28 protein-coding genes and 1 riboswitch are annotated in these 24039 nt (G+C 70.4%); of the genes, 14 read left to right on the top strand and 14 right to left on the bottom strand.

The annotated features are described in order from the left end of the window. Window positions 1-151 precede the first annotated feature (151 nt). Window positions 152-865, bottom strand: coding sequence for a GAF and ANTAR domain-containing protein (locus tag ACQFZP_RS08250; protein ID WP_249312265.1), 714 nt, complete (start codon window positions 863-865; stop codon window positions 152-154). Further along, window positions 862-1569, bottom strand: coding sequence for a GAF and ANTAR domain-containing protein (locus ACQFZP_RS08245; protein ID WP_211890998.1), 708 nt, complete (start codon window positions 1567-1569; stop codon window positions 862-864). Before ACQFZP_RS08245 ends, ACQFZP_RS08250 begins: the two co-directional genes overlap by 4 nt. A 169-nt stretch (window positions 1570-1738) precedes the next feature. On the opposite strand from ACQFZP_RS08245, the gene ACQFZP_RS08240 reads away from it, so the two are divergent. Further along, window positions 1739-1996, top strand: a complete 258-nt coding sequence (locus ACQFZP_RS08240; RefSeq protein WP_104312934.1) for a hypothetical protein — start codon at window positions 1739-1741, stop codon at window positions 1994-1996. Here the strand turns inward: ACQFZP_RS08240 and ACQFZP_RS08235 are convergent. Together ACQFZP_RS08235 and ACQFZP_RS08230 are read right to left on the bottom strand one after the other, a co-directional pair. After that, on the bottom strand, window positions 1978-2385 hold the full coding sequence (locus tag ACQFZP_RS08235; RefSeq protein WP_211890997.1) for an ATP-dependent DNA ligase: 408 nt from the start codon (window positions 2383-2385) through the stop codon (window positions 1978-1980). The genes ACQFZP_RS08240 and ACQFZP_RS08235 overlap by 19 nt on opposite strands. Window positions 2386-2471: 86 nt before the next feature. Next, the gene (locus ACQFZP_RS08230) at window positions 2472-2825 is read right to left on the bottom strand and encodes an ATP-dependent DNA ligase (RefSeq protein WP_104312932.1); all 354 of its coding nucleotides are present in this window, start codon (window positions 2823-2825) and stop codon (window positions 2472-2474) included. A gap of 443 nt (window positions 2826-3268) precedes the next feature. Between ACQFZP_RS08230 and ACQFZP_RS08225 the strand changes: the two genes are divergently transcribed. The 7 genes from ACQFZP_RS08225 to ACQFZP_RS08195 all read left to right on the top strand — a co-directional run bounded on the left by ACQFZP_RS08225 (window position 3269) and on the right by ACQFZP_RS08195 (window position 8968). Then, entirely contained in the window at window positions 3269-3541 is a 273-nt protein-coding gene (locus ACQFZP_RS08225) for a hypothetical protein (protein WP_211890996.1), read from the top strand. A gap of 87 nt (window positions 3542-3628) precedes the next feature. Next, window positions 3629-4891, top strand: a complete 1263-nt coding sequence (locus ACQFZP_RS08220; protein ID WP_211890995.1) for a glycosyltransferase — start codon at window positions 3629-3631, stop codon at window positions 4889-4891. Then, window positions 4884-5663 (top strand): PIG-L deacetylase family protein, encoded by a 780-nt coding sequence (locus ACQFZP_RS08215; RefSeq protein ID WP_211890994.1) that lies wholly within the window; start codon window positions 4884-4886, stop codon window positions 5661-5663. Before ACQFZP_RS08220 ends, ACQFZP_RS08215 begins: the two co-directional genes overlap by 8 nt. A gap of 87 nt (window positions 5664-5750) precedes the next feature. Then, window positions 5751-5893, top strand: a riboswitch (FMN riboswitch). Between the two features lie 109 nt (window positions 5894-6002). Next, the gene (gene ribD, locus ACQFZP_RS08210) at window positions 6003-7109 is read left to right on the top strand and encodes a bifunctional diaminohydroxyphosphoribosylaminopyrimidine deaminase/5-amino-6-(5-phosphoribosylamino)uracil reductase RibD (RefSeq protein ID WP_211890993.1); all 1107 of its coding nucleotides are present in this window, start codon (window positions 6003-6005) and stop codon (window positions 7107-7109) included. After that, window positions 7106-7804, top strand: a complete 699-nt coding sequence (ribB, locus tag ACQFZP_RS08205; RefSeq protein ID WP_211890992.1) for a 3,4-dihydroxy-2-butanone-4-phosphate synthase — start codon at window positions 7106-7108, stop codon at window positions 7802-7804. The genes ribD and ribB overlap by 4 nt, the downstream gene beginning before the upstream one ends. Then, entirely contained in the window at window positions 7801-8295 is a 495-nt protein-coding gene (ribH, locus tag ACQFZP_RS08200) for a 6,7-dimethyl-8-ribityllumazine synthase (protein ID WP_211890991.1), read from the top strand. Before ribB ends, ribH begins: the two co-directional genes overlap by 4 nt. A 1-nt stretch (window position 8296) precedes the next feature. Beyond that, entirely contained in the window at window positions 8297-8968 is a 672-nt protein-coding gene (locus tag ACQFZP_RS08195; RefSeq protein WP_211890990.1) for a riboflavin synthase, read from the top strand. 29 nt (window positions 8969-8997) lie between these two features. Here ACQFZP_RS08195 and ACQFZP_RS08190 read toward each other — a convergent pair whose 3' ends face one another. Then, window positions 8998-9420, bottom strand: coding sequence for a low molecular weight phosphatase family protein (locus ACQFZP_RS08190; protein ID WP_374100754.1), 423 nt, complete (start codon window positions 9418-9420; stop codon window positions 8998-9000). Between ACQFZP_RS08190 and ACQFZP_RS08185 the strand changes: the two genes are divergently transcribed. The 3 genes from ACQFZP_RS08185 to ACQFZP_RS08175 all read left to right on the top strand — a co-directional run bounded on the left by ACQFZP_RS08185 (window position 9421) and on the right by ACQFZP_RS08175 (window position 13832). Beyond that, window positions 9421-10548, top strand: a complete 1128-nt coding sequence (locus tag ACQFZP_RS08185; RefSeq protein WP_211890989.1) for an aminotransferase class IV — start codon at window positions 9421-9423, stop codon at window positions 10546-10548. Continuing rightward, on the top strand, window positions 10545-12707 hold the full coding sequence (locus ACQFZP_RS08180; RefSeq protein WP_211890988.1) for a chorismate-binding protein: 2163 nt from the start codon (window positions 10545-10547) through the stop codon (window positions 12705-12707). The genes ACQFZP_RS08185 and ACQFZP_RS08180 overlap by 4 nt, the downstream gene beginning before the upstream one ends. Before the next feature lie 234 nt (window positions 12708-12941). Next, window positions 12942-13832 (top strand): class II glutamine amidotransferase, encoded by an 891-nt coding sequence (locus ACQFZP_RS08175; protein ID WP_179557843.1) that lies wholly within the window; start codon window positions 12942-12944, stop codon window positions 13830-13832. Window positions 13833-13980: 148 nt separating this feature from the next. Here the strand turns inward: ACQFZP_RS08175 and ACQFZP_RS08170 are convergent, their stop codons facing one another. The 5 genes from ACQFZP_RS08170 to ACQFZP_RS08150 form a co-directional block, all read right to left on the bottom strand. Beyond that, complete coding sequence (locus ACQFZP_RS08170) at window positions 13981-15525, bottom strand: SLC13 family permease (RefSeq protein WP_211890987.1); 1545 nt, start codon at window positions 15523-15525, stop codon at window positions 13981-13983. After that, window positions 15522-16748: a glycerate kinase family protein gene (locus ACQFZP_RS08165; protein ID WP_211890986.1), complete on the bottom strand. Its 1227-nt coding sequence runs from the start codon at window positions 16746-16748 to the stop codon at window positions 15522-15524. Before ACQFZP_RS08165 ends, ACQFZP_RS08170 begins: the two co-directional genes overlap by 4 nt. A 168-nt stretch (window positions 16749-16916) precedes the next feature. After that, a complete protein-coding gene (locus tag ACQFZP_RS08160) occupies window positions 16917-17525 on the bottom strand; it encodes a hypothetical protein (protein WP_211890985.1) in 609 nt (202 codons plus the stop codon). 9 nt (window positions 17526-17534) lie between these two features. After that, on the bottom strand, window positions 17535-18107 hold the full coding sequence (locus ACQFZP_RS08155; RefSeq protein WP_211890984.1) for an OmpA family protein: 573 nt from the start codon (window positions 18105-18107) through the stop codon (window positions 17535-17537). Beyond that, window positions 18104-18676, bottom strand: coding sequence for a hypothetical protein (locus ACQFZP_RS08150; RefSeq protein ID WP_211890983.1), 573 nt, complete (start codon window positions 18674-18676; stop codon window positions 18104-18106). The genes ACQFZP_RS08155 and ACQFZP_RS08150 overlap by 4 nt, the downstream gene beginning before the upstream one ends. 218 nt (window positions 18677-18894) lie before the next feature. On the opposite strand from ACQFZP_RS08150, the gene ACQFZP_RS08145 reads away from it, so the two are divergent. The 3 genes from ACQFZP_RS08145 to ACQFZP_RS08135 are packed head-to-tail and all read left to right on the top strand — an operon-like array spanning window position 18895 to window position 20895. Beyond that, window positions 18895-19347 carry an FAS1-like dehydratase domain-containing protein gene (locus ACQFZP_RS08145; RefSeq protein WP_374100763.1) on the top strand — a complete coding sequence of 151 codons (453 nt, stop codon included), beginning with the start codon at window positions 18895-18897 and terminating at the stop codon, window positions 19345-19347. Window positions 19348-19351: 4 nt separating this feature from the next. Continuing rightward, the gene (locus tag ACQFZP_RS08140; RefSeq protein ID WP_104312913.1) at window positions 19352-19843 is read left to right on the top strand and encodes a MaoC family dehydratase; all 492 of its coding nucleotides are present in this window, start codon (window positions 19352-19354) and stop codon (window positions 19841-19843) included. After that, the gene (locus tag ACQFZP_RS08135; RefSeq protein ID WP_104312912.1) at window positions 19840-20895 is read left to right on the top strand and encodes a UDP-N-acetylmuramate dehydrogenase; all 1056 of its coding nucleotides are present in this window, start codon (window positions 19840-19842) and stop codon (window positions 20893-20895) included. The genes ACQFZP_RS08140 and ACQFZP_RS08135 overlap by 4 nt, the downstream gene beginning before the upstream one ends. A gap of 95 nt (window positions 20896-20990) precedes the next feature. On the opposite strand, the gene ACQFZP_RS08130 is transcribed toward ACQFZP_RS08135, so the two are convergent. The 4 genes from ACQFZP_RS08130 to ACQFZP_RS08115 form a co-directional block, all read right to left on the bottom strand. Next, window positions 20991-21242: a hypothetical protein gene (locus ACQFZP_RS08130; RefSeq protein ID WP_146080841.1), complete on the bottom strand. Its 252-nt coding sequence runs from the start codon at window positions 21240-21242 to the stop codon at window positions 20991-20993. 392 nt (window positions 21243-21634) lie between these two features. Further along, window positions 21635-22081 carry a hypothetical protein gene (locus tag ACQFZP_RS08125; RefSeq protein WP_211890982.1) on the bottom strand — a complete coding sequence of 149 codons (447 nt, stop codon included), beginning with the start codon at window positions 22079-22081 and terminating at the stop codon, window positions 21635-21637. Window positions 22082-22091: 10 nt separating this feature from the next. Continuing rightward, window positions 22092-22805 carry a response regulator transcription factor gene (locus ACQFZP_RS08120; RefSeq protein ID WP_211890981.1) on the bottom strand — a complete coding sequence of 238 codons (714 nt, stop codon included), beginning with the start codon at window positions 22803-22805 and terminating at the stop codon, window positions 22092-22094. Continuing rightward, window positions 22802-24037 carry a sensor histidine kinase gene (locus tag ACQFZP_RS08115; RefSeq protein ID WP_249312334.1) on the bottom strand — a complete coding sequence of 412 codons (1236 nt, stop codon included), beginning with the start codon at window positions 24035-24037 and terminating at the stop codon, window positions 22802-22804. Before ACQFZP_RS08115 ends, ACQFZP_RS08120 begins: the two co-directional genes overlap by 4 nt. Window positions 24038-24039: the final 2 nt, after the last annotated feature.

Raw genomic sequence — 24039 nt, 5'->3', positions numbered from 1 at the left:
GCCTCCCGGCGGAGGCCTCTCATATCTCGACGCCAAGGTCCGAGTTCAGCGGATGGCGGCGACCGTACGGCCCGGCTGCGTGAGCGGGGCTCGGCGGCGAGGTCCTGGCCAACAGGGTGAGCGTACGCCCTGAAGGTGAGTATGGGGTCGGTCAGATGCTGAGCGTACGCGCGACCAGCTGCGCGGCGACCTGCGAGAGTGACAGTCGATTCGACCTCGCGTATCCGCGGATCACATCGAACGCCTCCTCGGGCGTGATGGAGCGGCGGTAGGCGACGACTCCCTTTGCCTGCTCGATCACGACGCGGCTCTTCAGCGCGTTCTGCAGCTGCTCGCGCACGGTGTCGGCGTGACGAATCGTGCGCTCCTGGATGATGCCGATGGTCGCGACGTCCGCGAGGGCGCGCGCGGCGACGGTCTCCTGCTCGGGAAACTCTCCAGGTGTCGAGCGCAGCAGGTTGAGCGTGCCGATCGTGGTCTCGCGCAATTTCAAGGGCACAGCCTGCACGGCCAGGTAACCGTGCTCGAGCGCGCTCTGCTTGAACATGCGCCAGGAGTCCGGAGCCTCGCGGATGTCCTCGACCGCGACGATGCGCCCCTCGTTGAAGCTCTGGATGCACGGACCGGCGTCTGCTGAGATCTGCATCGTCTCGACGACGCTCGCCGCCTCACTCGTCGAGACCACCAGCTCGAGATCGCCGTGCTCGTCGGCGAGCAGAATGCCGGCTGCTGTCACCTCGAGCAGCGATTGGCAGCGGTCCACGAGCGTCTGCAGCAGGTCCACGACGTCGTAGCCCGCGACGAGTGTGTCGGCGAGCACCGCGAACGTCTCGAGGAGCTGGGTGTCCCGTCCTTCCTGGATCATCGCCGCTCCTCGATTCCGGAGGGTCCCGAGTGGAAGGCCAGCTTGCCGGCGAGGATGTCCTCGGCGACGCTCATCATCGAGCGTCCTGTCGCGAAGGCGTGCCCCTGTATGACCAGGGTCGCCTCGTCCGCGGTCGTCTCGAGCTGTGCGAGCACCATGCCGGTGGCCTGGTGGACGCGGCGGCGCGAGTGCTTGCTCTCGGGCTGCGGCTCCTCGCTGGATGTGGCGAGCGCGAGGCGAAGCACGTTGCGACCGACGAGCGTGGCAAGCCGGGCCGCCTGCCTCGTCTGCAGCGGCTCGAGTGTCGTCGGAGTCGCGGCGTACAGGTCGATGGCCCCGACCTGCAGCGGGCCGACCAGCATGGGAAACGCGAAGAGCGCCCCTACCTGGTCGCGGGGAATCGCGGGGGCGAAGACGGGCCAGCGAGTCCTCGGCAGCTCACGCAGGTTCGGCGCGAGCACGGGGCGGCCGGTGGCAAGGCTGTCCCAGCACGGTCCCTCACCGAGGTCGAACTGGAGCTCATCCAGTCGCGCCGCGATAGCGTTCGATGCCGAGAGCGTCTGGTTGCCGAGCAGCTCGCCGATGGTGGATACGGCTGCACCTGAGACAGGGAACAGGCCGACGAAGGAGTGAGCCACCCCCTCCACGGAGTCGAGCGGCGCCTGCAGCGTCTGGACTGCTGCGTCGTATGCGTCCCGTGCCATGTTGATCCCGTTCTCGGTCCGTCGAAACCCTGCCCCAACTCTATTGCAATGCCGCAACTGCGCCCCGCGTCTGCTCCGTAGCACATGCGTCGACGTTGTTCCAGGCCCAGATTCTGGGCTCGCGAAGGCGTTCACTGGACGGTGAGTTCTTTTCCCGGTGGAGGTGGACATGCCATTCCTGGTGACAGTCGATGACCGTGCGCACTACGTCGACGATGAGGCGATGCCGACGTTGCAGCACATGATCGTGGATGCGGTCCGCCAGGGCGGAGACCTGGTTCGCTTTCCCGTGCGTGGGCGCCTGGAGCAGTGGGAACTCATCACGACGGCGTCGTCTGTGAGCGTCCGCGAGGTGCCGGTGATCGCTGACGAGGGCGATGACGGCGCACCGTTCGCCGATATCTCGTTCTACGACTTCGAGAGCTGATGCTCAGGCGCCGAACGGCGCCCAAGATTCGACTGGTGCACGGGCGCGCTCTGCTGGGCCGCGGGGTGGTGCGCGACGGGCTCATTGAACTGCGTGCACTCCGGTACCAGGTGGAGCCCTGCCGCCGAATCGTTCGTCGCGATGATCGCGCGCACCCAGTGCTCGTTCAGGTTCGGTGCACGGCTTCCACGGAAGCGGAAGCGGAGGTCGGTCTGCGGCGTGATCCAGATCGACTCGCGGCCGCCACCGAGGTCCTTCGACCGCGGGCAGGTGAAGGCAACGCTGTGCCCGGCCCGGAGGAGGCTCAAGATCGCGACTCGCAGGTGCGCCAACGGCCGGTCTTCGATCTCGATCGCGTGGGCGTCCGCCCCGTAGTACAGGTATCCCATGGCGGTCCCCCAATCCTCGTGGCCTCCTAGTAGCGTCCCGAGGCGGAGTTGAAAATTCGAGGGGTAGAGATCGCTGGCGAGTTGTGCTAATGCCACTTATGGTGGGCGGTTCCTGGTTGCCCGCTGTCGGGGGACGCCAGCGCGAGCTCGCCGTCCTCCCCGGTGACGATCAGGCCCGTCGAGCTGTCCGCGGAACGCGCGAGCGACGACAGCCAGTCGCGGTTCACCGACGGTGCCTTGCTGCCGTAGAACTTGAAGGAGATCGGGACGTTCGGCGTGAGCCAGATCGCCGCCCGCCCATCAGCCGCGCTCGCGGACTCCTTCCACGACATGAGAAACGCCTCGTGGCGACGGAACTTCTGGATGATCACGATCTGCAGATGCTGGAGGAGACGGTCCTCGAACTCCAGGTGCAAGGACGCGTACGTGAGGGTTCCCATCGTGCTGCCTTTCCGGTCGGCGCGTGTGTGGCACGTGCATCCAGCCTAGGAAGTGCGCCGAACGGCGACGCGTGGATTCCCTCCGGCTCCGATTCGCGTTAAGGGGCGGGGGCACCCAGACGGTCGACTGCCGGCGAGCCGTCGCGATCACTAGCGGCACGGCAACGCTGGCGCAAGCCGTTTCAGGTTGCTCCGTCCCGCTCTAGGTTCGCTGGGTGCCGAGTCCGAGGAGGTGGTGATCGATGACGGTTCTCGAGTTGGCGGGGGTCGTGACCCTCATCCAGTTCGCGGTGCTCTGGGCGTGCGCCGCGGGCTGCGCCGCCTGGCAGCTCGCCAAGCGAGCTCGACACTGGATCCGCTACCACGTTCCCTCGAATCGTGCTACCACTGCCGCCCGTGACCTGGATACGGGACCCTGGAATCAGACGGACAAGGAGGTCCTCATGAAAGCCAACCAGCGTCCAGCCGCCGCCGGCTCGACATCCGAGACTGCGCTCGCCGGGATCATCGACATCCGGGAGTCGTTTGTGGAGGCGCCCCTGCGCGGCGAGATCCGAGAGCTGCTGTGGCAGATCGAGTATCCGGCCTCAGGGGACGATCTGCTGCGCGAGGCCGTGCGCCGCCATCTGTCGCCGCCGGCCATCAACGTGCTCCGCAACGCACGCGGGCGATCGTTCGACGGCTGCCACGCCGTGTGCCGTTGCCTGCATATCTGAGCGCGGCCAGAGCCACGACGGCCGGCACCTCGTAACGCGAAGCATCCCGAATGGCGAAGCGGGCCCGCGACGCCTACGGTCGGAGGCATGCCTGATGTCCTCCCCGACGAGCGCCCCCTCCGCATCGCGTTTGTCGTGCTCCACACCTCCCCCCTCGACGAGCCGGGCACCAAGGACGCGGGCGGCATGAACGTCGTGGTGCTGGCGCAGGCGGAGGCGCTCGCGGACCGCGGCCACCAGGTAGAGCTCATCACGAGGCGCAGCGACCCCGGCTCCGCTCCCACCGTGCAGCTCGGCGACAACCTGCGGCTCCACAATCTCAAGGCGGGCCCCGCTCGACTCATCTCGAAAGGCGAGCACGAGCACGTCATCGACGAGTTCCGGGATGCGCTCGCCGTGCTCCTCGGCGAGCTGTCCGTCGACGTGCTCCACGCCCAGCACTGGTTCTCTGGCGTCGCCGCCCTCCCCGTCGCGCGAGACCTGGGCATCCCGATCGTGCAGAGCTTCCACTCCATCGCCGCCGGCAGCTCGACGCCGCTCGCCGACGGGGAGCGCGCCGAGTCCCCAGGCCGTCTTGCTGGCGAGGCGATGCTCGCGAAGTCGGTCGACGCCATCGTCGTCGTGAGCAGAGCGGAGCGGGACACCGTCCTCTCGAGGCTCGGCGGCGCCCCGGCGATCACCCACATCGTGCCGCCCGGCGTCGACGCCGACCTCTTCTTCCCGGCCTGGGATGCGCGGGCCGAGCCAGCCGCCCGGGAATCGCGACCCAAGCGCGCCCTGTCAGCTGGCCGCCTGCATCCGCTCAAGGGCTTCGACCTGGCGCTCGACGCGATCGCCGAGATCGACGACGACGTGCGCCCCGACTACGTGCTCGTGGGGGCAGCCCCACCTGACGACGATGGACGCGCCTACGAAGCGAAGCTGCACGAGGCGGTGGCGCGGCACGGGCTCGCCGACCACGTGCAGTACATCGGGTCGCTCAGCAGGCAGGCGCTCGCGGCCCAGCTGCGGCTCGTCGACGTCGTGCTGATCCCGTCGCACTCCGAGACGTACGGTCTGGTCGCCCTCGAAGCAGCAGCCTCGGGAGTGCCGGTTGTCGCCTCCGCCGCGGGCGGGCTGCGCGAGGCAGTTGTCGACGGCGTCACCGGCACGTTGCTCGAGACCCGCGACCCCGCGGACTGGGCAGCCGCCATCGCGCGCATCCTGCGCGACCCGGAGCTCGCCGAGCGCTTGAGCGTCGCCGCGCGCGAGCACGCGCTCGCCCACTCCTGGGATCTGAGCGCTGAGGGCCTCCTGGCCGTGTTCCGCCAGTTGGTCGTTCAGGCGGGGCAGGGGTCGTCGCGTGCCTGAGGGCAGCGCGAGCCTGCTCGACTCCGTGCGACACGCGCTGGTCGTGCACGCGCATCCCGACGACGAAGCCCTCGCGGGCGGAGCGCTGCTGCGCGAACTGCACGAGCGCGGCGCCAAGGTGACGCTGGTGACCTGCACGCGGGGTGAGCTCGGCGAGATCGTCGACGGCGTCCTTCCCGCCGACACGTCGGTCGCGGACCTCGCGGACGTGCGCGAGCGTGAGCTGCGCGGGTCCCTCGATGCGCTCGGCATCGACGAGCACCGGTGGCTCGGGACACCGCCCGCACGCGCAGCGGGCCTCGAGGCGCGCGAGTACCACGACTCCGGGATGCGCTGGCTGCGGCCAGGCCTCGCTGGTCCCGCCGACGAAACCGACCTGCGGGCGTTCAGCGTGGCTCCCGTCGAGGAGGTCACGGCCGACCTCGCCGCCGTCATCGCCCACGACGAGCCGGACCTCGTCATCAGCTACGACGCGACGGGCGGCTACGGGCACCCCGACCACGTTCGAGCCCGCGAAGCGAGCCTCGCCGCCGCGCGGGGTGCCGGTGTGCGGTTCGCCGAACTCGTCGAGCAGAGCGAACGCGAGCTCGCGGCCGAGATCGGCGACCTCGAATGGTTCGACCTCGAGCAGCATCGCGACGCCGTCGTGGCCGCCCTGCGCAGCCACCGCACGCAGCTCACCGTCGACGATGACGGCTCCGCGCTGGTGCACTCCGGCGGTCAGCGCCAGGACGTGCACCTCGCGATCGGCCTGCGCGAAGTGGTCGCGTAGGCCGCCTTCCCGAAACATCGCGACGAAGTCGGTTTCCGGGCGTCACACGCTGTCTTCCAACGGTCGTCTCGCTTAGGCTCGCCGTGCAACATGCTCCGGGGTCGGTGAAAGTCCGAACCGGCGGTGAGAGTCCGCGACCCGCTCGTCCGCGAGCGGTTGACCCAGCGGCCCCTGTTATCTGGGGGAGGAGGCGGGACCGACGGTTAAAGTCCGGATGGTAGGTGCATGGGAGGCGCTCGTTTCGGCGAGGGCCTCCGTTGGCGTCGGCTGCCGGAATCTCCGGCTGCGCCGGTACCGGGATATGGCCCCGTGGCACGCGAAATGCGGAGGTCACCGGCGATGCCGATCCAAGAATCCAACCGCGTCGAGTCTGTCGACGCCGCCATGCAACTGGCGCTCTCCCTCGCGGCCCGCGGGCCGATCAGAGACCCCAACCCCAGGGTCGGGTGCGTGCTCCTCGCACCGTCGTCTCCGGGCGGCGGCCCGCGCCGCATCCTGGGACGCGGCTTCCACCGAGGGGCGGGCACCCCGCACGCGGAGGCCGCGGCGCTCGACGACGCCCGGTCTGCCGGGGTGGAAGTGCGGGGCGCGACCGCCGTCGTGACGCTCGAACCGTGCTCCCACACCGGGCGGACAGCATCGTGCGCGGACGCGCTGCTCGAGGCCGGCGTCGCGGAGGTCGTGTTCGCGGTCGCCGACCCGAATCCGGTTGCCTCCGGGGGAGCTGCGCGGCTGCGGTCGAACGGGGTGCGCATGCTCGAGGGGCTCCGGGTTGCCGAGGGCGAGGCGCTCCTGCGCGCCTGGCTCACCGGCGTCACCGAAGGCCGGCCCTTCGTGACGCTCAAGCTCGCCTCCACGCTCGACGGGCGGGTCGCCGCCGCAGACGGGTCGAGCCGGTGGATCACCTCGGAAGCCGCGCGGCTGCACGCGCACCAGCGGCGGGCCGAGGCCTGCGCGATCCTCGTGGGCACGGGCACGCAGCGCGCCGATGACCCGACGCTCTCCGTCCGTGGGCCCGCGGCCGTCCATGCGCCCCAGCCTCTGCGCGTCGTCATGGGCATGCGGGATGTGGCCGCCGATGCCGCCGTTCGCGCCGACCCCGAGCTGTTCGTCCACCTGAGGACCCACGACCCAGTCACCGCGCTCGAGGAGCTGCACCTGCTCGGCGCCCGCCACGTGATCGTCGAGGGCGGTCCGACCATCTCGGCGGCGTTCCTGCGAGCTGGTCTCGTCGACGAGATCGACGCATACCTCGCGCCGATCCTCCTGGGCGACGGCGCGAGTTCCGTCGCGTCGCTCGACGTCGGGCGTCTGCGCGACGCGAACCGGTGGACCACCGAGTCCGTGCAGCCGCTTGGCGTCGACACGCTCATCCACCTCGTTCGGGACACGCGCGCGCACCCCCAGCACGTCGGCGCCGTCGCCGCCGAGGGGGTCGCAGCATGAGCGGCCAGCTCGCCCGCGCACTCGACGCGCTGCGGGCCGGACGCCCGGTGCTCGTCGCCGACGACTCCTCGCGCGAGAACGAGGTCGACGCGATCCTCGCCGCCAACACGGCGACGCCCGAATGGGTGGGGTGGATCATCCGCCACTCGTCCGGACTCCTGTGCGCGCCGCTGCCCGGCCACCTCGCCGATCGGCTCGAGCTGCCGCTGATGGTCGAACGCAGCGAGGACTCGCGCCGCACCGCCTACACGGTCACCGTGGATGCTGCCGCTTGCGTGACGACCGGCATCTCCGCGAGCGACCGGGCCACGACCGTGCGAGCGCTCGCGGCCGCCGGCTCGACGCCGCGCGACCTCATCCGCCCCGGCCACGTGCTGCCGCTGCGAGCCGTCGACGGTGGCGTGCTCGAGCGGCCCGGCCACACGGAAGCGGCCGTCGACCTCGTGCGCCTGGCTGGTGCAGGCGAGGTCGGCGTCATCGCCGAGCTCGTGCGCGACGACGGCGAGATGCTCTCGTACACCGAGGCGGGCGCGCTCGCATCGGCATACGACCTCGTGCTGCTGCACGTCGACGACATCGTCGACTACCGGAGGCGGCCCCCGGGCTTCCCGGCTCTGACCGGCACGGAGAGCCACCACCACCACGAAACGAGCACGCGCGCCGCGGAGGCGCTGACGAGAGGAGCACGGCGATGAGCGGACAGGGAGCACCAGCGGTGCAGGCAGACGGCACCGGGATGAGGGTCGTGATCGTCGCGGCTCGATGGCACGACACGGCGATGGCGGCGCTCCTCGACGGGGCGCACCGGGCGCTCGAGACGTCCGGCGTCACCGACGTGCGGGTCGTGCGGGTGCCCGGATCCTTCGAGCTGCCCGTCGCCGCCAGCCGAGTCGCCGCCAGCGGGCCCGATGCGATCGTCGCCCTCGGCGTCGTCATCCGCGGCGGCACCCCGCACTTCGAGTACGTGTGCTCTGCCGCGACCAACGGCCTCACCGATGTCGCCGTGCGCACGGGCATCCCGGTCGGGTTCGGCGTGCTGACCTGCGACGACGAGGAGCAGGTGCAGGCACGCATCGGCCTGCCAGGCAGCTTCGAGGACAAGGGGGCGGACGCGGCGCTCGCCGCGGTCGCGACGGCCGCCGCCCTTCGCGACTTCCCGGCAGCAGCTGGAACGGCGGGTCAGTAGCGTGTTCACTGGGATCATCGAGGAGCTCGGCCAGGTCACGAGCATCGTCAGGCACGACACGGATGCGCGCCTCACGGTGCGCGGCCCGCTCAGCGTGAGCGACGCCAAGGTGGGAGACTCCATCTCCGTCGAGGGCGTGTGCCTCACCGTCGCCGAGCTGCACGCCGATGCCTTCACGGCCGACGTCATGGGGGAGACCCTGCGCGCATCCACCCTCGGGGGCAGAGCGGAAGGTGACGCCGTGAACCTCGAACGGGCCATGCGGCTCGGCGACCGGCTCGGTGGCCACATCGTGCAGGGGCACGTCGACACGACGAGCGAGGTGCTGGAGGTCGAGCACTTCGACGCGTGGCGGCGCATCCGCTTCGCCATCGACCCGGTGCACGCCGGGTTGCTCGTCGACAAGGGGTCGGTGGCGGTGTCCGGGGTGTCGCTCACGGTCAGCGCGGTTGGGGCCGTCAGCGCCGTGGGGGCTGCCGGCTCGAGCGGCGCGCCCGGGGACGGTCACTGGTTCGAGGTGTCGCTCATCCCCGAGACGCTCAGCGCGACGACGCTCGGCACGCTCGATGTGGGCCACCGCGTCAACGTCGAGACGGACATCCTCGCGCGGCACGTGGCTCGGCTCGTGAGCTTCGCGACCTCCGCGAGTGATGGAGCTGCGCGGACTCAGTGAGCTGAGGGTGGAACGGGCGGCTCGTCCGCTCAGGCGTCGCGGAGCCGCGTGTGCAGCTCCGCGACGCGCGCGCGGATGTCGTCGCGCACGAGCCGCATCCGCTCCATGCCGGTGATGCCGCGCTCGGAGGGCTCGTCGGTGATCCAGCGCTCGACGGGAGTCGTCACGCCGTCCGGCAGCTGCGCTTCGTCGCCGAGGACTACGACGAGGTCGGCGCCGTCGAGCATCGCCGGCGTGAGCGGCTTGGGGTGCTCGTCGCCGACGTCGATGCCCAGCTCGGCGAGCGATTCCACCGACTCGGCGTTGAGGGAGCCGCCGGGCGCGGTCCCGGCGGAGGCGACGCTGATCGACTCGTCGCCGAGCGCGCGCAGGAAGGCGGCCGCCAGCTGCGACTTGCCGCCGTTCTTCTTGCAGACGAAGACGACGCTCGTTGGGGTGCTCATGCTGGTCATGTGAGCATTCTGCGTCACGATGGCAACCGAGAGGTCATCGGGCAACGGATGGCCGCCCTCGTGGAGTCGCTGCCGAGGGCGGCGTTGTGGTCGTCAAAACACGCGGGAAGCGACCACAAGTCCGCCCTCGCCTTCGACGACCCCGACGGATTCTGGTGCTCAGCGCAGGGTCACACCTTTGCGGCGTCGAGGACGCGCCTTCGGCACCTGGGGCAGAATGGGGCGATGCAGGGTCATGGTGCAGCTGAAGCCAGCGAAGGTGCCGCGCGCGACGACAGCGACGCCGGTGGCCGGGAGACCGCGGCCGTCAGCGTCGTCGAATCGTGGCGCGTCGACTCGGGCCGCGTCATCGCCCACGCCGCCCACCGCGAGCGCTTCGAGCGATCCGTCGGCGAGTTGTTCGGAGAGGCGGCGACCGCCCACCCGCTGCTCTGGTCGGGAAGCCCCGCGGGCACCAACACCATCGAAGCCGACTGGGCGCGAATCTGGGCCGACGTGTTCGAGAGCGTGCCCCTCGCCGACTCATGGTTCCCGCGACTGTCGGCACGCCTCGACGGCGAGGGCGATGCTGGCGGCGACCGCGTGCTCGTCGAGCTCGCCCTGCGGCCGGCCCCGGAGGCACGGCCGCTCACGAAGCTCGCGACGCGCCTCGACGAACGCCGCTGGCCGACCGTCAAGGGCCCCGACTTCCCGTCCCTGTCGCAGCTCCGTGCGAGCGCTGCTGAGCAGGGCGCCGCGGACGCGCTGCTCGTCGACGATCGCGGCGTCATCACCGAGGCCGCCTATGGCACCGTCGTCGGCTGGCGCGGCGAGACCCTCGTGATCCCCGCCGCGAGTCGGCGCGTTCCGGGAACCACGTTGGGTGTGCTCGAGAAGCTGCTCACCACGGCGGGCATCCCGCGCGTGGAAGGCGAGCTGCTCGCCGACCCGCTCGCCGCATCCGCCGACCGGGGGTGGGATGAGCTCTGGTACCTCAACACGCTCCACGGCATCAGCCCCGTCTCGATGCTCGACGGCACCCGCCTCGGCCTCGACGTCGCCCGCGTGCGACGCTGGCGGCCCCGCCTCGAGGAGGCGAGCGCCGTACCGCTCCTCGACGGCCGCCCGCCTGACGGGCGCGGCGCGTGATCGTCGTCGTCGACAACCGCGACTCCTACACCTACAACCTCGTGCAGCTGCTGCTCGAGCTCAGCGACCGCGAGGTCCGGGTCATCGACGCCGGTGACCCCGCTGACATCCGCGTGTGCCTCGGCTGGGTCGCCGATGGCCTCGTCTCGGGGATCGTCATCTCGCCCGGGCCAGGGCATCCGGCCACCGCCGCCGACTTCGACGGGTCGGCCGCGGTGCTGGATGCTGCCCTCGCGCCAGGGGTGGACCTGCCCGTCTTCGGGGTGTGCCTGGGGCATCAGGGCATCGCCCTCCACTTCGGCGGCGAGGTCGTCGCCGCCCCCGAGGCGAGGCACGGCTGGCGCTCGCCACTCGAGCACGACGGCACGGGCCCCTTCACCGGGATCCCACAGCGCACGCTGGTCACCCGCTACCACTCGCTCGCCGTCCGCGAGCCGCTGCCAGCAGGTTTGCGGGTGACCGCCCGCAGTGAGGACGGGGTCGTGCAGGGCCTCGACGTCGAGGGCAGACCCGTCTGGGGCGTGCAGTTCCACCCGGAGTCGATCGCCAGCGAGCACGGACGACAGATGCTCGCGAACTTCGTGGCGGCAGTGGATGCGGCTCGCCAGGTCGCACCTCCCCGGGGGGAGCCGGCCGGACGCGAGCTGGAACGGGGCGGTGCGCCCGCCCACGGCTCCGACGCGGTCGCTCCGCCGGCGCGCGACCTCTTCGTCGCGAGCCGCGTCGTGCGCGGGCCGCAGAGCGACGGGCGTGCGGCCGCCGAGGCCGCCGCCACGCAGATCTACCGTGACGTGCTGCGGCAGGGATCCGCGAGCGTGTGGGTCGATGTGCCGGACGAAGCGGGCAGGCAGGCGCAGTGGAGCATCCTCGCGGACGACGCCGCCATCTCGGACGGGGGCGCGGCGAGCGAACCGGCCCGAGTGCTGCGGCTGTTCGGCGATGGCAGCTTCGAGGCCGTGCAGGAGACCCTCGAGCGGATGCTCCCCGTTGGCGGCGAGGGCCTCGCGTTCCGCGGCGGACTGCTCGGCTACTTCGGCTACGAACTCGGCGTACGGATGCTCGGTGCGCTGCCCCCACGGGGTGACGCCGCCAAGCCCGACGTCCCGGACGCGTGGTGGCTCGACCCGCGCCGCGCCGTCATCGTCGACCGCGCGACCGGCGCGGTCACGGTCGTCGCGACGGCCTCGACCCTCGCGCTCGCGGAACCAGCGGCAGACAGCTTCGCGGAAGTCGTTCGCGACGCGCTCGATGCCGAGCCTCGAACGACGCTCGTCGACGCGCGCAGCTCGCCCCGCGCATCCGCCAGCCCTGGCCGCCAGGACACCCTCGTCGCCGGAACCTGGCACACGTCCAGAGCCCAGTACGCCGCCGACATCGCCCGGTGCCGCGAGCACCTCCTCGCCGGGGACTCCTACGAGCTGTGCCTCACCAACGAGTTCAGGCCGGACGCCGACCCGGACCCGCTCGATCTGTTCCTCGAGCTCCGCGCCTCCGACCCGGCCCCCTACGCCGCGCTGCTCGAGTTCGACGGCGGCGCGATCGTGAGCGCCTCGCCAGAGCGGTTCCTGCGTGGCACCCCAGACGGCGACTACGAGACGAAACCCATCAAGGGCACCACCGCCCGCGCATCCGACCCGCTGCTCGACGCGGCAGCCGCCCGCGAGCTCGCGAACGACCCGAAGGTCTTCGCCGAGAACCTCATGATCGTCGACCTGCTGCGCAACGACCTCGGCCGCGTCTGCGCGCCCGGCACCGTCCACGTGCCGAGCCTCATGGCCGTCGAGTCGTACGCGACCGTGCACCAGCTCGTGACCACGGTTCGCGGCTCGGCGCCCGGAGTCCCGCCGCTCGACGTCGTGCGGGCGCTCTTTCCCGGCGGGTCCATGACGGGTGCCCCCAAGCTGCGCAGCGTCGAGCTGCTGCGCGACATCGAGGGCCGCGACCGCGGCGTCTACTCGGGCGCACTCGGCGTGCTCGGCGCCGACGGCTCGACCGAGCTGAGCATCGTCATCCGCACGGCCGTTCGTGATGCCCGAGGCTGGTCGATCGGGGCAGGCGGCGCGATCGTGCTCGCGAGCGACCCGGAGGCCGAGACGCTCGAAGTGGAGCTGAAGGCGAGCGCCCTGCGTCGTGCCTTTGCGAGGTCGTCGCGGAGCTGAGGCGGGTCTCGTCAAGCCGCGGCGTCCGTGCGGACCCGATTCGGCCGCACGTCGCACTCATGTTGGACAGGCGCCGCGGGCAGGGAGCGCGTAGGCCGCCGCAATCGTCCGTCATACAGCGTCGCGAAGGTGGACCCGGCGACACGTCTGTCACAGGATTGTCAGATGCTCGTGAGCCGCTCGGCTCCGAACAACACCCGACAGCAAGCTCGACAACTGGGAAGGAGTTCGCACATGTGCCGTCTGCTCGCTTACGCAGCCCCACGTGACACCACCGTCACGAAGGTGATCGGAGACATGAACAGCGACGCCTTCCAGCGCATGACCAGCGTGCACAACGACGGCTGGGGCACCGCCTGGCTCGCCGCCGGGTTCGGCGAGACCGAGCGCGAGATCGAATCGCTGCGCGTCTCGACGCCGGGTCAGAACGACCCGCTGCTGTCGACGCTGCTCGCGGACGCGCCCTCCAATGCCCGCATCGTGCACCTGCGCCTCGCGACCGACGACTTCAAGCGCACCAAGGTCAACACGCACCCGTTCGTGTCGGATGGCCTCGCCTTCGCGCACAACGGCTCGATCGTTCCCACGTGGCGCTTCGACGACCTGCTTCGCCCGGAGATCCGCGCGACCATCGCTGGCGACACCGACAGCGAGCTGTACTTCGGTCTCGTGCGCCAGGGCGTCCGCGACGGGCTCTCGCTCGAGGACGCGGCCGCTGCCGCCGTGCGCGTGCTGCGCGCCGAGTTCCCCGAATCGAGCCTCAACGCGACCATCCTCTCCGCGGACGAGCTTGTCGTCGTCCACGCCTCGAGCACCGCTCACGTCACCGAGGAGACGTTCGCGCGCTACGGCATCGACGCATCCACGCTGCCCAACGGGCACACCGACGAGTATTACCGGCTCAGCATGCTCCGCGCGGCCGACGGCACCACCGTCTTCTCGTCGACGGGTATCGACACGGCCGGCTGGACCTCGGTTCCTGAGGACACGATCTCGCGCGTCGACCTCGACTCGCTCGACTTCACGCAGCGCGCGCTCTTCTCGAGCGCAGCCGAGGCGCGCGCGTCGGTGTCCGGGGCAGCCGTGGCCACGGCATCCGCTCAGCCGCGTCTCGTCGCCGTCTGAGTCGCGAGCCTCGCCTCGGTCTGCCCTGCTTCGCCGGCCCCGCCCGCAGGGTCTCGGGATGGAAACCTCGCTTCGTAGCGGGAAGTTCTCCAGCACGAAGCGAGGTTTCCATCCCGTGAGCGTCCCCGCACCGAGCTGAAACGCGGGCCTACAGGGCCAGGCCCGTGTGCTTCCACCAGAGCTCGTACGTGACGACCATGAGCGCGATGTAGGCGGGGAGTACCACAAGCGAGAGCCGGAGCAAGTCGCGCGGGTCGAGCCCCTGGCCGTCACCGTCGGCATCCGTGAAAACGAGCAGGGCTTTCGAGCTGACCGGCAGCGTGAGGCAGTAGTCGAGGCCGATGCTCACGATGAACACCACCGCGACGGGGGAGAGGTCGACCGTCGCAGCGAGCGCGAGGAACGGTGGGATGAGCGCGATCGCGCGCACGGTGTGCGATGTGACGTAGAGGTGCGCGGTCACTGAGAGCGCCGCGATGATGACCACGAGTGCCAGGGCAGAGGTGAGCCCCTCGATGCCGCTCACCGCGAAGAGGCTGGAGACGATCCAGTCGCCTGCCCCCGTCTCCACAAGCGCTCCGCCGAGCGCGAGCGCCCCGGCGACGAACAGCACAAGCGGCCAGGACACCGCGGCCACGCCTTCCTTCCACTTCATCACACCGATGCCCGGGGCGCAGAGCACAACGGCGGCGATGATCGTGACGGCCGCGATGCCGAGCCCGTGCAGCGGCTCCGTCAGCCAGCCGACAAGCGCAAGGCCGACGACCGCAGCCACGATGCGCTCGGCGCGCGTGAGCGGCGACCGCCCTGACGGCTGCAGGGACACCTGCTGCGCGATTGGCCGGCGACGCTCGTCTCGGCGAAGGAAGAGGGCCTGCACGGCGACGCACACCACGACGCTCGCGGCGATACCGAACGGCGCGCCCCAGAGCGCCCACTGCAGGTACGAGATGGTGTCGCCGGTCGTCTGCTGCAGGAGGTCGACGGCGACGAGGTGCGACGTCGCGCCCACGAGTGTCGCCGTCGTCGAGACGAGCACGACCGTGGGCATCAGCAGTGCGAGGGCCTTCGCGATCCGCGCGTCGCCCAGCCGCTCCGTCAGCGAGCGGTAGACGGGAAGCAGCACGGCGGCGCGACCCGAGGTGGATGGCACGAGGAACGACAGCGGGACGACGGCCGCGGTGACCATCCACATCAGTCCGCGCACCGTCCGTGCCCGCCCGACGATCGCGCTCGTCAGGCGAGCGGCGAGCCCGGAGCCCGCCGTGGCCCCGCCGATGATGAACGCCCCGATGATGAGCCACACGACGTCGTTGCCGAGTGCGGAGAAGAACTGCTCCTGGCGCCCCGTCGGGATGCACGCCAGCAGGCCAGCGCCGAGCGCGACGTAGCCGGGCTCGAGGTCGGTCAGCGTCCACAGCACCGTGGCGGAGCCGAAGGCGAACAGCGCCAACCGCACCTCCGCCGGGAGCTCGCCGGGTAGGCAGACTACTGCCCCGATGACCGCGATGAGGGCCATGGCCCAGCGCGTGCGGATGGGCAGGCGAGTCCAAGCGGCGAGGAGCGCGCGGAAGGGGATCGGTGAGCGCTTGCGGTGCTGGGTGCTCTGCTCTGCCCCAAGCTCCTGCCGCGGCTCGCGCTCCTGATCCCGGTCGTGTGCCTGCTCCTGGTCGGCCGTAGCCCGCGCGCTCACGACACGCTCCGCAGCAGCGGCAGCGGCACCGGCTCGGAACGCTCGACCTGCCCGAGCTGGCAGCCGATCATCATGAGCCGCATGGAGCGTTCGGCCGCGTCGGTGAGCAGCTGCGGCGAGCGGGCGATCGACTCCTCCAGGGTCAGAGGAAGCGGCACGATCGACACGATCGCGTCGATGCCGATGTCGTGCACGTCTCGCGCGTGCCGGCCGATGGTGCCGGCGAGCGCGAACACGGGCTTCCCCTGCTCCTTGGCACGTCGCGCGACCTCGGCGGGCACCTTGCCGTGAGGTGTCTGCTCGTCGATGGACCCTTCGGCCGTGATGACGAGGTCCGCCTGCCGCACGAGGGCATCCAGGTCGATGTGGTCGAGCATGACCTCGAACCGCGGCATGAGGCGCGCTCCGATGCCGCCGGCCAGGCCAGCCCCGAGACCACCGGATGCGCCGGTGCAGCTGCCCGTGGCGAGGTCGTACGACTTCGGCTGCACGCCGTCGCGGCTCAGCACGCCGGCCCAGCGCTCGAGCGCCGCGTCGAGGGTGTCGACCTGCTGGGGCGTCGCCCCCTTCTGCGGGCCGAAGACGCGGGCCACGCCGCGGGGGCCGGTGAGCACGTTGTGCGGGTTGCAGGCGACGAAGACATCGACGCTCGAGAGACGACCGTCGAGTCCGGAGAGGTCGAGAGCCGCCACGTCCGCGAGGGAGTTGCCTCCCGGACCGATCTCGGCGCCGGCCGTATCCGTGATGCTCGCGCCGAGCGCCTGCAGCGCGCCGGCCCCTCCATCGCAGGTGCCGGAGTCGCCGCAGCCAACGAGGATGCGCTTGGCGCCCTCGTCGAGGGCGGCGCGGATGAGCTCACCGACACCATAGGTCGTCGTGGCGCCCGGGTCCCGCAGGTCCCGCGGCACGAGGCGGAGCCCCGCGGCCTCGGCCATCTCGACGACCGCGGTACCTTTCGCGTCACCCCCGAGGAGGGCGAGGACGGCGGACACCGGGTGCCCGACCGGGCCCGTGACCGTGCGCTCGACGAGTCGACCTCCCGTGGCGGCCGCGAGCGTCCGCGCCGACCCCTCGCCGCCGTCGACAACCGGTACGCGGTCGATCACCGCACCGGGGAGCACCCGGCGCACACCGGACGCGATGGCGTCCGCGACCTGCTCTGCCGAGAGGCTTTCCTTGAACCCGCTGGGGGCAACCAGAATGCGTCCTGGAACCTGTGTCATCTTCGCCGACCTCCTCGAGGCCACAGCGCCAATCGCTGCGGCGTGAGTACGACACTGGTCGCCGTTCATAAACCGTTCATGACCCGTTCATGAGGAAGATCTCACGGCACGAGCTGCAGCGATCCAGCGCGTCCTCGGGCGAGCAGCACTGCCCGGCGGGCGGGGCCGCTATTCGACGGGGATGTTCTCGAAGCGCGGGTAGCTCTCGCCGATGACCACGTCGAAGCTCGTCGTGCCGTCCTGCGGCGCCGCGAACACGGCCCAGACCGGCATCGGGATGCCGTCAGTGCCGATCGCCGTTACGTAGTCGGTGGTCCAGAAATCCAGACCGGTGCTCTCAAGGGGTGAATACTGCTTGAGGTTCCCCTGGTCAATGAGGACAGGTTCCCACCTGCGCTCGCCATTGAAGTCATACAGCCTGAAGTCCGTGTACGTCGGCGAACTCGGATCCGCATTCGCCAGGTGCGGCGTGATGAACGCCGTCATGATCTGCGTCTCGCCCTCGACTCTGAGCGGGTAGATCTCGACCGTCGCGGTGCCGAGGCCGTTCGGCATCGTCACCTCCTGCGTCGCGACGACCTTCGACTCGTCGTAGGCGACGACCCCAGGCTCTCCAGAGGCCTGACCCTGCGAGCCGTCTGTGTGGGAGGTGCTGTCGGTGCCGTCGGTCTGCTGCGTGCCGTCGTCGGTACCGCCGCCGAGCAGCGAGCATCCGCTCAGCGCGAGCGTGCCGACGAGGAAGATGCTGGCCAGGGCTGTGCTGCGTGTTCTGCTCATGGTGGTGCTCTAGGCCTTCGCGTACGTGATCTCGACGCGGCGGTTCTGCGCGCGTCCTTCTGGGTTGTCTTCGCCGCCGGTGGTGTTCTCGGCGACGGGTTGCGTGTCGCCGTAGCCGGTCGCCGTGATCTGCAGGTCGGGGCGTTCGGCGCGGATGACCGCGGCCACGGCATCGGCGCGTTGCTGGGAGAGTGTCAGGTTCGACGCCGGGTCGCCGACGCCGTCGGTGTGGCCACCGATCGTGACGGCGGCCCCCTGAGGGGCGTCCTTGACTGCCTCGGCGATCGCGACGCCAGCGGTGTTAGGCACGGCTGCGCTGTTGAAGTCGAACAGGATGTCGCTCTTCAGCGTCACCACGGTGTTCGGCCCCTCATCGACTTCCTTGGAGAGCTCGTCGACGCTGCCGTCGAGTGACCACTGCGTGACCGAGCCCTCCGGGTTCCACCGGGTGACGGACGCGTCGAGCATCTCCTGCGTCGGCTCCGGCAGGTCGTCTGGCGAGTCGACGGTCAGCGGATGCGCGCCGCCGAAGGCGAGCACCGTCGCGAGGGTCAGCGCGCCCATCGTGCCGACGGCGCTCACGGGATCACCGGGATGTCGGTGAAGCGCGGGTAGGCGTCGGAGATCGTCACGTCGAAGCTCGTCGCGCCGTCCTCCGGTGCCGCGAGGACCGCCCACGCCTTGAACGTCTCACCGTCACCAGCCTCAGTGGCAGTTGAGTCGCTCGACCACGCCTCGGCCCCCTTCTCGAGCGTCGTGTACTCCTTCAGGTTGGCCTTGTCGACGAGCCGAGGTCGAAAGCCGTGCATGTCGAGGAAGTGGAACAGACTGAGCGACCCGCTCGTGTCGGTGAGATGCGGGGTGACGAACATCGTGAGCGTCTGTACCTGGCCGTCGACGCGCAGCGCCTCGATCTCGACCGTCGCCGTTCCGCGGTCGCCCGGCAGCGTCACCTCCTGCGTGGCGACGATGTCGCCCTTCTCCATCGACTCGACGCCGGGCGTCCCGGTCGCGCCTGGCCCGCTGCCGCCCTGCGTGGCCTGGGCCTGCCCCGAGCCCCCGTGAGTCCCACCCTCGGAGCCTCCTGGCGCGGTGCATCCGGCGAGGGTGAGTGCCGACGTGAGCGTGGCCGCGACGACGAAGCCACGCATCGCAACTCTCGGCTTCCTCGTGCCGCTCGGCGGTCGTTGTATGCGTGACAAGACGGAACCCCCATGAACTTGGTGCAGCGGCGTCCTTCCCCCGAACGCCGTCATCGGCACCCTAGAACGAGCCACCGACACTGGAAAGGGCAGAACTCCCCGGCGGTCTGCGCGCAGGCGGCCTCATGCCAGTGTCGGTGCCGCCCCGTAGACTGGCGGCCGTGTCTGTGAACCCTGAACTTGCCGGCCGCCGGTACGAGCTCCCCGAGCCGTACCTCGTGGGCCGAGAGCACATCCGCTCGTTCGCGAAGGCCGTGCTGGCCTCGCACCCGACGCACTTCGACGTGGCCGCCGCGCAGGCCGCTGGCTACGCCGACCTCGTCGCGCCCGCCACGTTCCCCGCCGTGCTGCAGGACGCGGGGCTGCAGCTGCTGCTCTCCGACCCTGAAGCCCAGATCGAGCTCTCGCACATCGTGCACGGCGACGAGCGCTTCACGTACGCGCGCCCCATCGTCGCCGGCGACGAGCTGCGCGCCGCCCTCGAGGTGAAGAGCGTCAAGTCGCTCGGCGGCAACTCGATGATCACCGCCGAGACGGTGCTGACGGACGCCGCGGGCGAGACGGTCGTCACGGCTTCCGCCACCCTCGTCGTCCGCGCCACCCCCAACGAGAGCGAGTAGCCGCATGACTGATTCGACTGCCATCGCGAAGCTCCCTCGCCCCGATTTCACGGAGTTCGAGGTGGGCACGGTCATCGCGGAGCGCACGGTGACGCTCACGCGGGACAACCTCGTCCGCTACGCCGGCGCATCCGGCGACTTCAACCCCATCCACTACCGCGACGACATCGCCGAAGAGGTCGGTCTCCCCGGGGTGCTCGCGCACGGGATGCTCACCATGGGCGTCGCGCTGCAGCCGGTCGTCGACGCGCTCGGCGACCCTGGCCGCGTCGTCGACTACCAGGTGCGGTTCACGCGCCCCGTCGTCGTCGACCCGCAGGACGGCGCCGAGGTGTCCATCGTCGCGAAAATCGGTCAGCTCGCAGGTGAAGACGGCATCGGCCGCATCGATCTCGTCGTCTCCTTCGGCGGACAGACGGTGCTCGCCAAGTCGCAGGTGCGCGCCAACCTCCAGGGCGAGGTGCCCGCGGGGCTCCCTGAGGAGATCGTCGCGTGACGAGGCTCTCCGAGCTGACGACCACGCAGGTGGGCGGTGAGGCGACGAACCTCGTCGCCGCCGCGACCCGTGACGAGCTGGTCGACGCTGCCGGGAAGCTCTTCGCGAACTACGAGCAGCCGCTTGTCCTGGGCGGCGGGTCCAACACGATCGCGACCGATGACCGCATCGACGAACCTGTCCTCCACGTCGTCACGCGGGGCATCCACCAGCTCGACGGTCCCGTCGACAAGGTCGGTCAGGCGCGCGTACGCGTCGATGCGGGGGAGTCGTGGACGGCGCTCGTCGACTACGCCGTCGCCCGCAACTGGAGCGGCATCGAGGCCCTCGCCGGCATCCCCGGCTCGGTTGGCGCGACGCCCGTGCAGAACATCGGGGCGTACGGCCAGGAGCTCTCCGACGTGCTCGCGCGCGTCGAGTTCTACGACGCCGACCTCGACACCGTGCGCTGGATCAACGCCGCCGACCTGAGCCTCGGCTACCGCACGTCCGCCATCAAACGCGGTGAGCTGCGGGGCGTGGTCACCCGCGTCGAGCTCGACCTCGTCGAGATGCCGGAAGGCCAGAGCGAACCCGTGCGCTACGACCAGCTCGCCCGCGCCCTGGGTGTGCCCCTCGGTGAGCGGATGCCCGTGCACGTCGTGCGCGATGCCGTCGTCCGACTGCGGGCGTCGAAGGGCATGGTGCTGGATGCGCACGACCAGGACTCCGTCTCGTCTGGCTCGTTCTTCATGAACCCCATCGTGCGTTCGTCGTTCGCGAGTGAGCTTCCCGAGATGCCGAAGTTCGACGCGGGCAAGGACGAGGACGGCGCGCCGCTCGTGAAGCTCAGCGCCGCCTGGCTCATCGACCACGCAGGCGTGAAGAAGGGGTTCTCGCTGCCGGGCTCGAACGCGGCGATCTCGTCGAAGCACACCCTTGCGATCACCAACCGAGGGGGAGCGACGGCGGAGCAGATCGTGGAGCTCGCACGCTACGTGCGCGCCCGCGTCGAAGCCGAGTACGGCGTGCGGCTCGTCAACGAGCCCGTCCTCGTCGGCCTCGAGCTCTAGAGCCCGCAAGACCCCGTGAGGCGGAAGCCCCGAAGCGCTGTCAGCGCTTCGGGGCTTTTCCTAGTGGTGCCGAAACCGTTCCCCTCGGACGCGATTCAGTGGTGCATGCACTGCGTGCACCAGGCGCGGAGCGCAGCCTGCTCGCGTCGGGCCCGCGCCGCGCGGTTGCGACGGCGGCGATGCTGCTCAGCGTGGTTCAGCTCGGGGTCCTGACGTCGCGCGGTGCGCAGGAGCAGCCACAGAGCGACTCGCAGCTCCAGGCGCTGGAGCAGCGAGGACGTCGTCGTGGTGGTGGGTGCGAAGGTGACGAGCACGGTGCTCGGCGTTGGGGTCTGGACGGTGGTCATGACGTGGTGCATGAGAGGCGTTTCTCTTGAAGAAGACGTGCGAAGGAGGGGCTCGCGAAGGAGCGGCGCTGCGCGGGCATGGCACGGCGATGGTGCTTGCCGGGGCGGCATGGGGAGGCTTCGGCTCCTGTGCCGAGGCGCATCCGGGCTGAGCGGGGACAGAGTCCACCCGCGACGCGGAGCTTAGGAGATGTGGGCGCCCAGCAGACGGGTCACCGGCGGCTGCTTGCTGAACGTGATCATGCGCATCATCGGGACTCCTCTCTGGCTAGGCGTGTGCTGCGACCCTACCGATACCGCGGTTGCCCGTCAATCGTGTCTCGGGTGAGGGACGCAACCCGAATGAGAGGTGGACCTCAGCACGACCGAAACGTGACCCCTTCGTGTCGGGCTCAGTCGAGCATGACGGAGGCGCGCGGCTCCTCGCCGTCGAAGCTGACCGAGACGGTCAGCGGCGCGCCCGTGATCTCTGCCGGCAGGTCGATCTCGCTCGTGTGCGGCGCATAATCGGCCGTGCACACCTGGTCGGCGTAGGCGGTGGTGTCCGCGTACTGCAGGTCGAGCGTCCGCGCGTCCACCACGTTGACTTCGGTGAGGATCGCAGGGCACCCCGAGCTTCCCCACGTGGTCACAGAGATCGAGCTGCCCTCGTCGAGCCACAGCACGAGCGGCCCCTCCATGTCTCCGGCGCCCACGTCGCCGCTGTGCTCGGGAGGCAGGCCGCCGTAGCTGTCGGTCGCGACGCTCGTCGGCATGGACGCGTCCGCGCATCCACTCAGGGCGAGCGCCGCCGCCGCAATCACGGGGACGGTGAGCAGGGCCCGACGCGCAGACTTCATGACCCCGACTCTAGGACTGGCGCCTGGGATGCTCCGGCGTCTCACCTCGCCGGAGCAAGCCGAGGTCGAGGCCGCGCGTCACGGCGCGCACTCGCGAGTTGACGTTCAGCTTGACGAAGACCTTGCCGAGATGGGTCTTCACGGTCGCCTCCCCGATGTGGAGGAGAACCGCGATCTCGGGGTTCGAGAGTCCGTCGGCGACGAGCTGCAGCACCTGCAGTTCACGCTCGCTCAGCGCGGGCGCGGCGTCGGCCGAACCGGCGGGCGGATGCGCGGTACCAGGACCGCCGGACGCTGCGACAGCAGCCGCCCGGGTCTGCGCGACCAGCTTCGCGGTCACGGAGGGCGCCAGGGCCAGCTCGCCGGCAGCAACGCGACGCACGGCTTCGACGAGTTCCGCCCCGCTCGCGGTCTTGAGGAGGTAGCCGCTTGCGCCGGCCTCGATGGCGCCGATGATCGCATCATCGCTGTCGTACGTCGTGACGACGAGCACACGAGTGCTCGGGAGGGCCGCCAGGATCTGTCGTGTCGCCGAGACGCCGTCGGTGACCGGCATCCGGAGGTCCATGACGACGACCGCCGGTGTCGTCGCGAGCGCCCGGGTCACCGCCGCGGCGCCGTCTGCCGCCTCGGCCACGACCTCGATGTCGGCTTCGTCCTCGAAGATGCCGACCAGGCCCGCGCGGACGATGGGGTGGTCATCGGCGACCAGGATGCGGATCACGCGCGGTCACCTGCCCTCGCCGGAATCGTCACGGTCACGATCGTGCCACGGCCCGGTTCGCTGGAGATTGACACGAGGCCGCCAATGGCCGCTGCGCGGTCGCGGAGGCTGGCGAGACCGAAGCCGGCGGGCTCGGCGTCGAGCGCGAATCCGCGGCCGTCGTCCTCGATCTGCAGGCGGACGCTGGTGCCCAGCGGGGTCACGGACAGGTGCACGTTCGAGGCGTGCGCGTGCCGTCTCGAATTCGAGAGCGCTTCCTGGGCGCACCGGAGGAGGACCACCTCGCTCTCGCGGTCGAGAGCGCCGGGTGAGACCTCGATCTGCGCGTCAGCCAGCACCCCCGTCTCCCGCCGGAACCGCTCGACGAGGCGCGCGACAGCATCAGGAAAGGTGGCGACGGCGGGGTCGGCCGACCGCACCGGCGCGTTCTCGGCGATGAGCACCCGGGCCTCTGCCAGGGCATCGCGGGCAAGCGACGCGATGAGGTCGGCGCGCTCCTCCTGGGCGAGGAGCGCCGCCTGCGCCGCCTCACCGGCAGCCCCCTCATCGTCGCGCAGGCGGGAGATGTCCTTCGCGCTCCTGTCGGCGAGCATGGCGAGCCCCGCGAGGGTCTGAGCGAGCGTGTCGTGCAGGTCGCGGGAGATGCGCTCGCGCTCAACGGATGCGCCGCTCTGCCGCGACAGCTCCTGAACGTGACCCTGAGCGGCGGTGAGCTGCTCGAGCAGTTCCCGCCGTTCGTCCGCCACCCGCCAGGCGTAGCTGATCGAGAGTCCGATACCGCAGGTCGCCGCGACGCTGAAGAGCTGGCCGGGGAGGATGTTCGGGATCTCCTCGACACCGTTGTAGAGCGCCGACGCGGCGCCGATGCCGAACGCGATGGCGATCGAGACGAGGATGCTGCGCCGCGCGCTCACGCACACGAGCCAGACAAGCGGGTAGATGAGGGTCTGCACGAACCCGGTCCAGGGCACGAGCACCATCGCCACCGTCACGAGGAGCGTCATGAGCACGATGAGCGCCGCGCCCCGGCGTCGGTCCCCGAAGGATTTCATTCCGAAGACGAGCCACACCACGGGGATGAGGAGCAGTGCCCCCGTTGCGATGAGGCCTTCCGCGCGCTCGGCGGCAGTCCGGGCCGTGACCGCGACGAAGCCGGCGACCACCGCGTTCGCGAGCGCCGTGCCCACGATCAGCAGGTGCCACCAGCGGCCGTTGCGAACCAGGAAATCCATCA

This window comes from Pseudoclavibacter sp. Marseille-Q434 (assembly GCF_050315415.1).
GTDB lineage: Bacteria > Actinomycetota > Actinomycetes > Actinomycetales > Microbacteriaceae > Pseudoclavibacter.
Note: the sequence above shows the minus strand (reverse complement) of the source record. Positions and strands in the feature narration are given on the sequence as shown.

Bases quoted from the DNA above. Each gene is read 5' to 3' on its own strand.
- ribH (WP_211890991.1), top strand. From the start codon at position 7,801: ATGAGCGGACAGGGAGCACCAGCGGTGCAGGCAGACGGCACCGGGATG.
- ACQFZP_RS08175 (WP_179557843.1), top strand. From the start codon at position 12,942: ATGTGCCGTCTGCTCGCTTACGCAGCCCCACGTGACACCACCGTCACG.
- ACQFZP_RS08225 (WP_211890996.1), top strand. From the start codon at position 3,269: ATGAAAGCCAACCAGCGTCCAGCCGCCGCCGGCTCGACATCCGAGACT.
- ACQFZP_RS08160 (WP_211890985.1), bottom strand. From the start codon at position 17,525: ATGAGCAGAACACGCAGCACAGCCCTGGCCAGCATCTTCCTCGTCGGC.
- ribB (WP_211890992.1), top strand. From the start codon at position 7,106: ATGAGCGGCCAGCTCGCCCGCGCACTCGACGCGCTGCGGGCCGGACGC.
- ACQFZP_RS08230 (WP_104312932.1), bottom strand. From the start codon at position 2,825: ATGGGAACCCTCACGTACGCGTCCTTGCACCTGGAGTTCGAGGACCGT.
- ribD (WP_211890993.1), top strand. From the start codon at position 6,003: ATGCCGATCCAAGAATCCAACCGCGTCGAGTCTGTCGACGCCGCCATG.
- ACQFZP_RS08245 (WP_211890998.1), bottom strand. From the start codon at position 1,569: ATGGCACGGGACGCATACGACGCAGCAGTCCAGACGCTGCAGGCGCCG.
- ACQFZP_RS08150 (WP_211890983.1), bottom strand. From the start codon at position 18,676: ATGCGTGGCTTCGTCGTCGCGGCCACGCTCACGTCGGCACTCACCCTC.
- ACQFZP_RS08240 (WP_104312934.1), top strand. From the start codon at position 1,739: ATGCCATTCCTGGTGACAGTCGATGACCGTGCGCACTACGTCGACGAT.
- ACQFZP_RS08140 (WP_104312913.1), top strand. From the start codon at position 19,352: ATGACTGATTCGACTGCCATCGCGAAGCTCCCTCGCCCCGATTTCACG.
- ACQFZP_RS08115 (WP_249312334.1), bottom strand. From the start codon at position 24,037: ATGGATTTCCTGGTTCGCAACGGCCGCTGGTGGCACCTGCTGATCGTG.
- ACQFZP_RS08165 (WP_211890986.1), bottom strand. From the start codon at position 16,748: ATGACACAGGTTCCAGGACGCATTCTGGTTGCCCCCAGCGGGTTCAAG.
- ACQFZP_RS08250 (WP_249312265.1), bottom strand. From the start codon at position 865: ATGATCCAGGAAGGACGGGACACCCAGCTCCTCGAGACGTTCGCGGTG.
- ACQFZP_RS08125 (WP_211890982.1), bottom strand. From the start codon at position 22,081: ATGAAGTCTGCGCGTCGGGCCCTGCTCACCGTCCCCGTGATTGCGGCG.
- ACQFZP_RS08130 (WP_146080841.1), bottom strand. From the start codon at position 21,242: ATGACCACCGTCCAGACCCCAACGCCGAGCACCGTGCTCGTCACCTTC.
- ACQFZP_RS08235 (WP_211890997.1), bottom strand. From the start codon at position 2,385: ATGGGATACCTGTACTACGGGGCGGACGCCCACGCGATCGAGATCGAA.
- ACQFZP_RS08190 (WP_374100754.1), bottom strand. From the start codon at position 9,420: ATGACCAGCATGAGCACCCCAACGAGCGTCGTCTTCGTCTGCAAGAAG.
- ACQFZP_RS08220 (WP_211890995.1), top strand. From the start codon at position 3,629: ATGCCTGATGTCCTCCCCGACGAGCGCCCCCTCCGCATCGCGTTTGTC.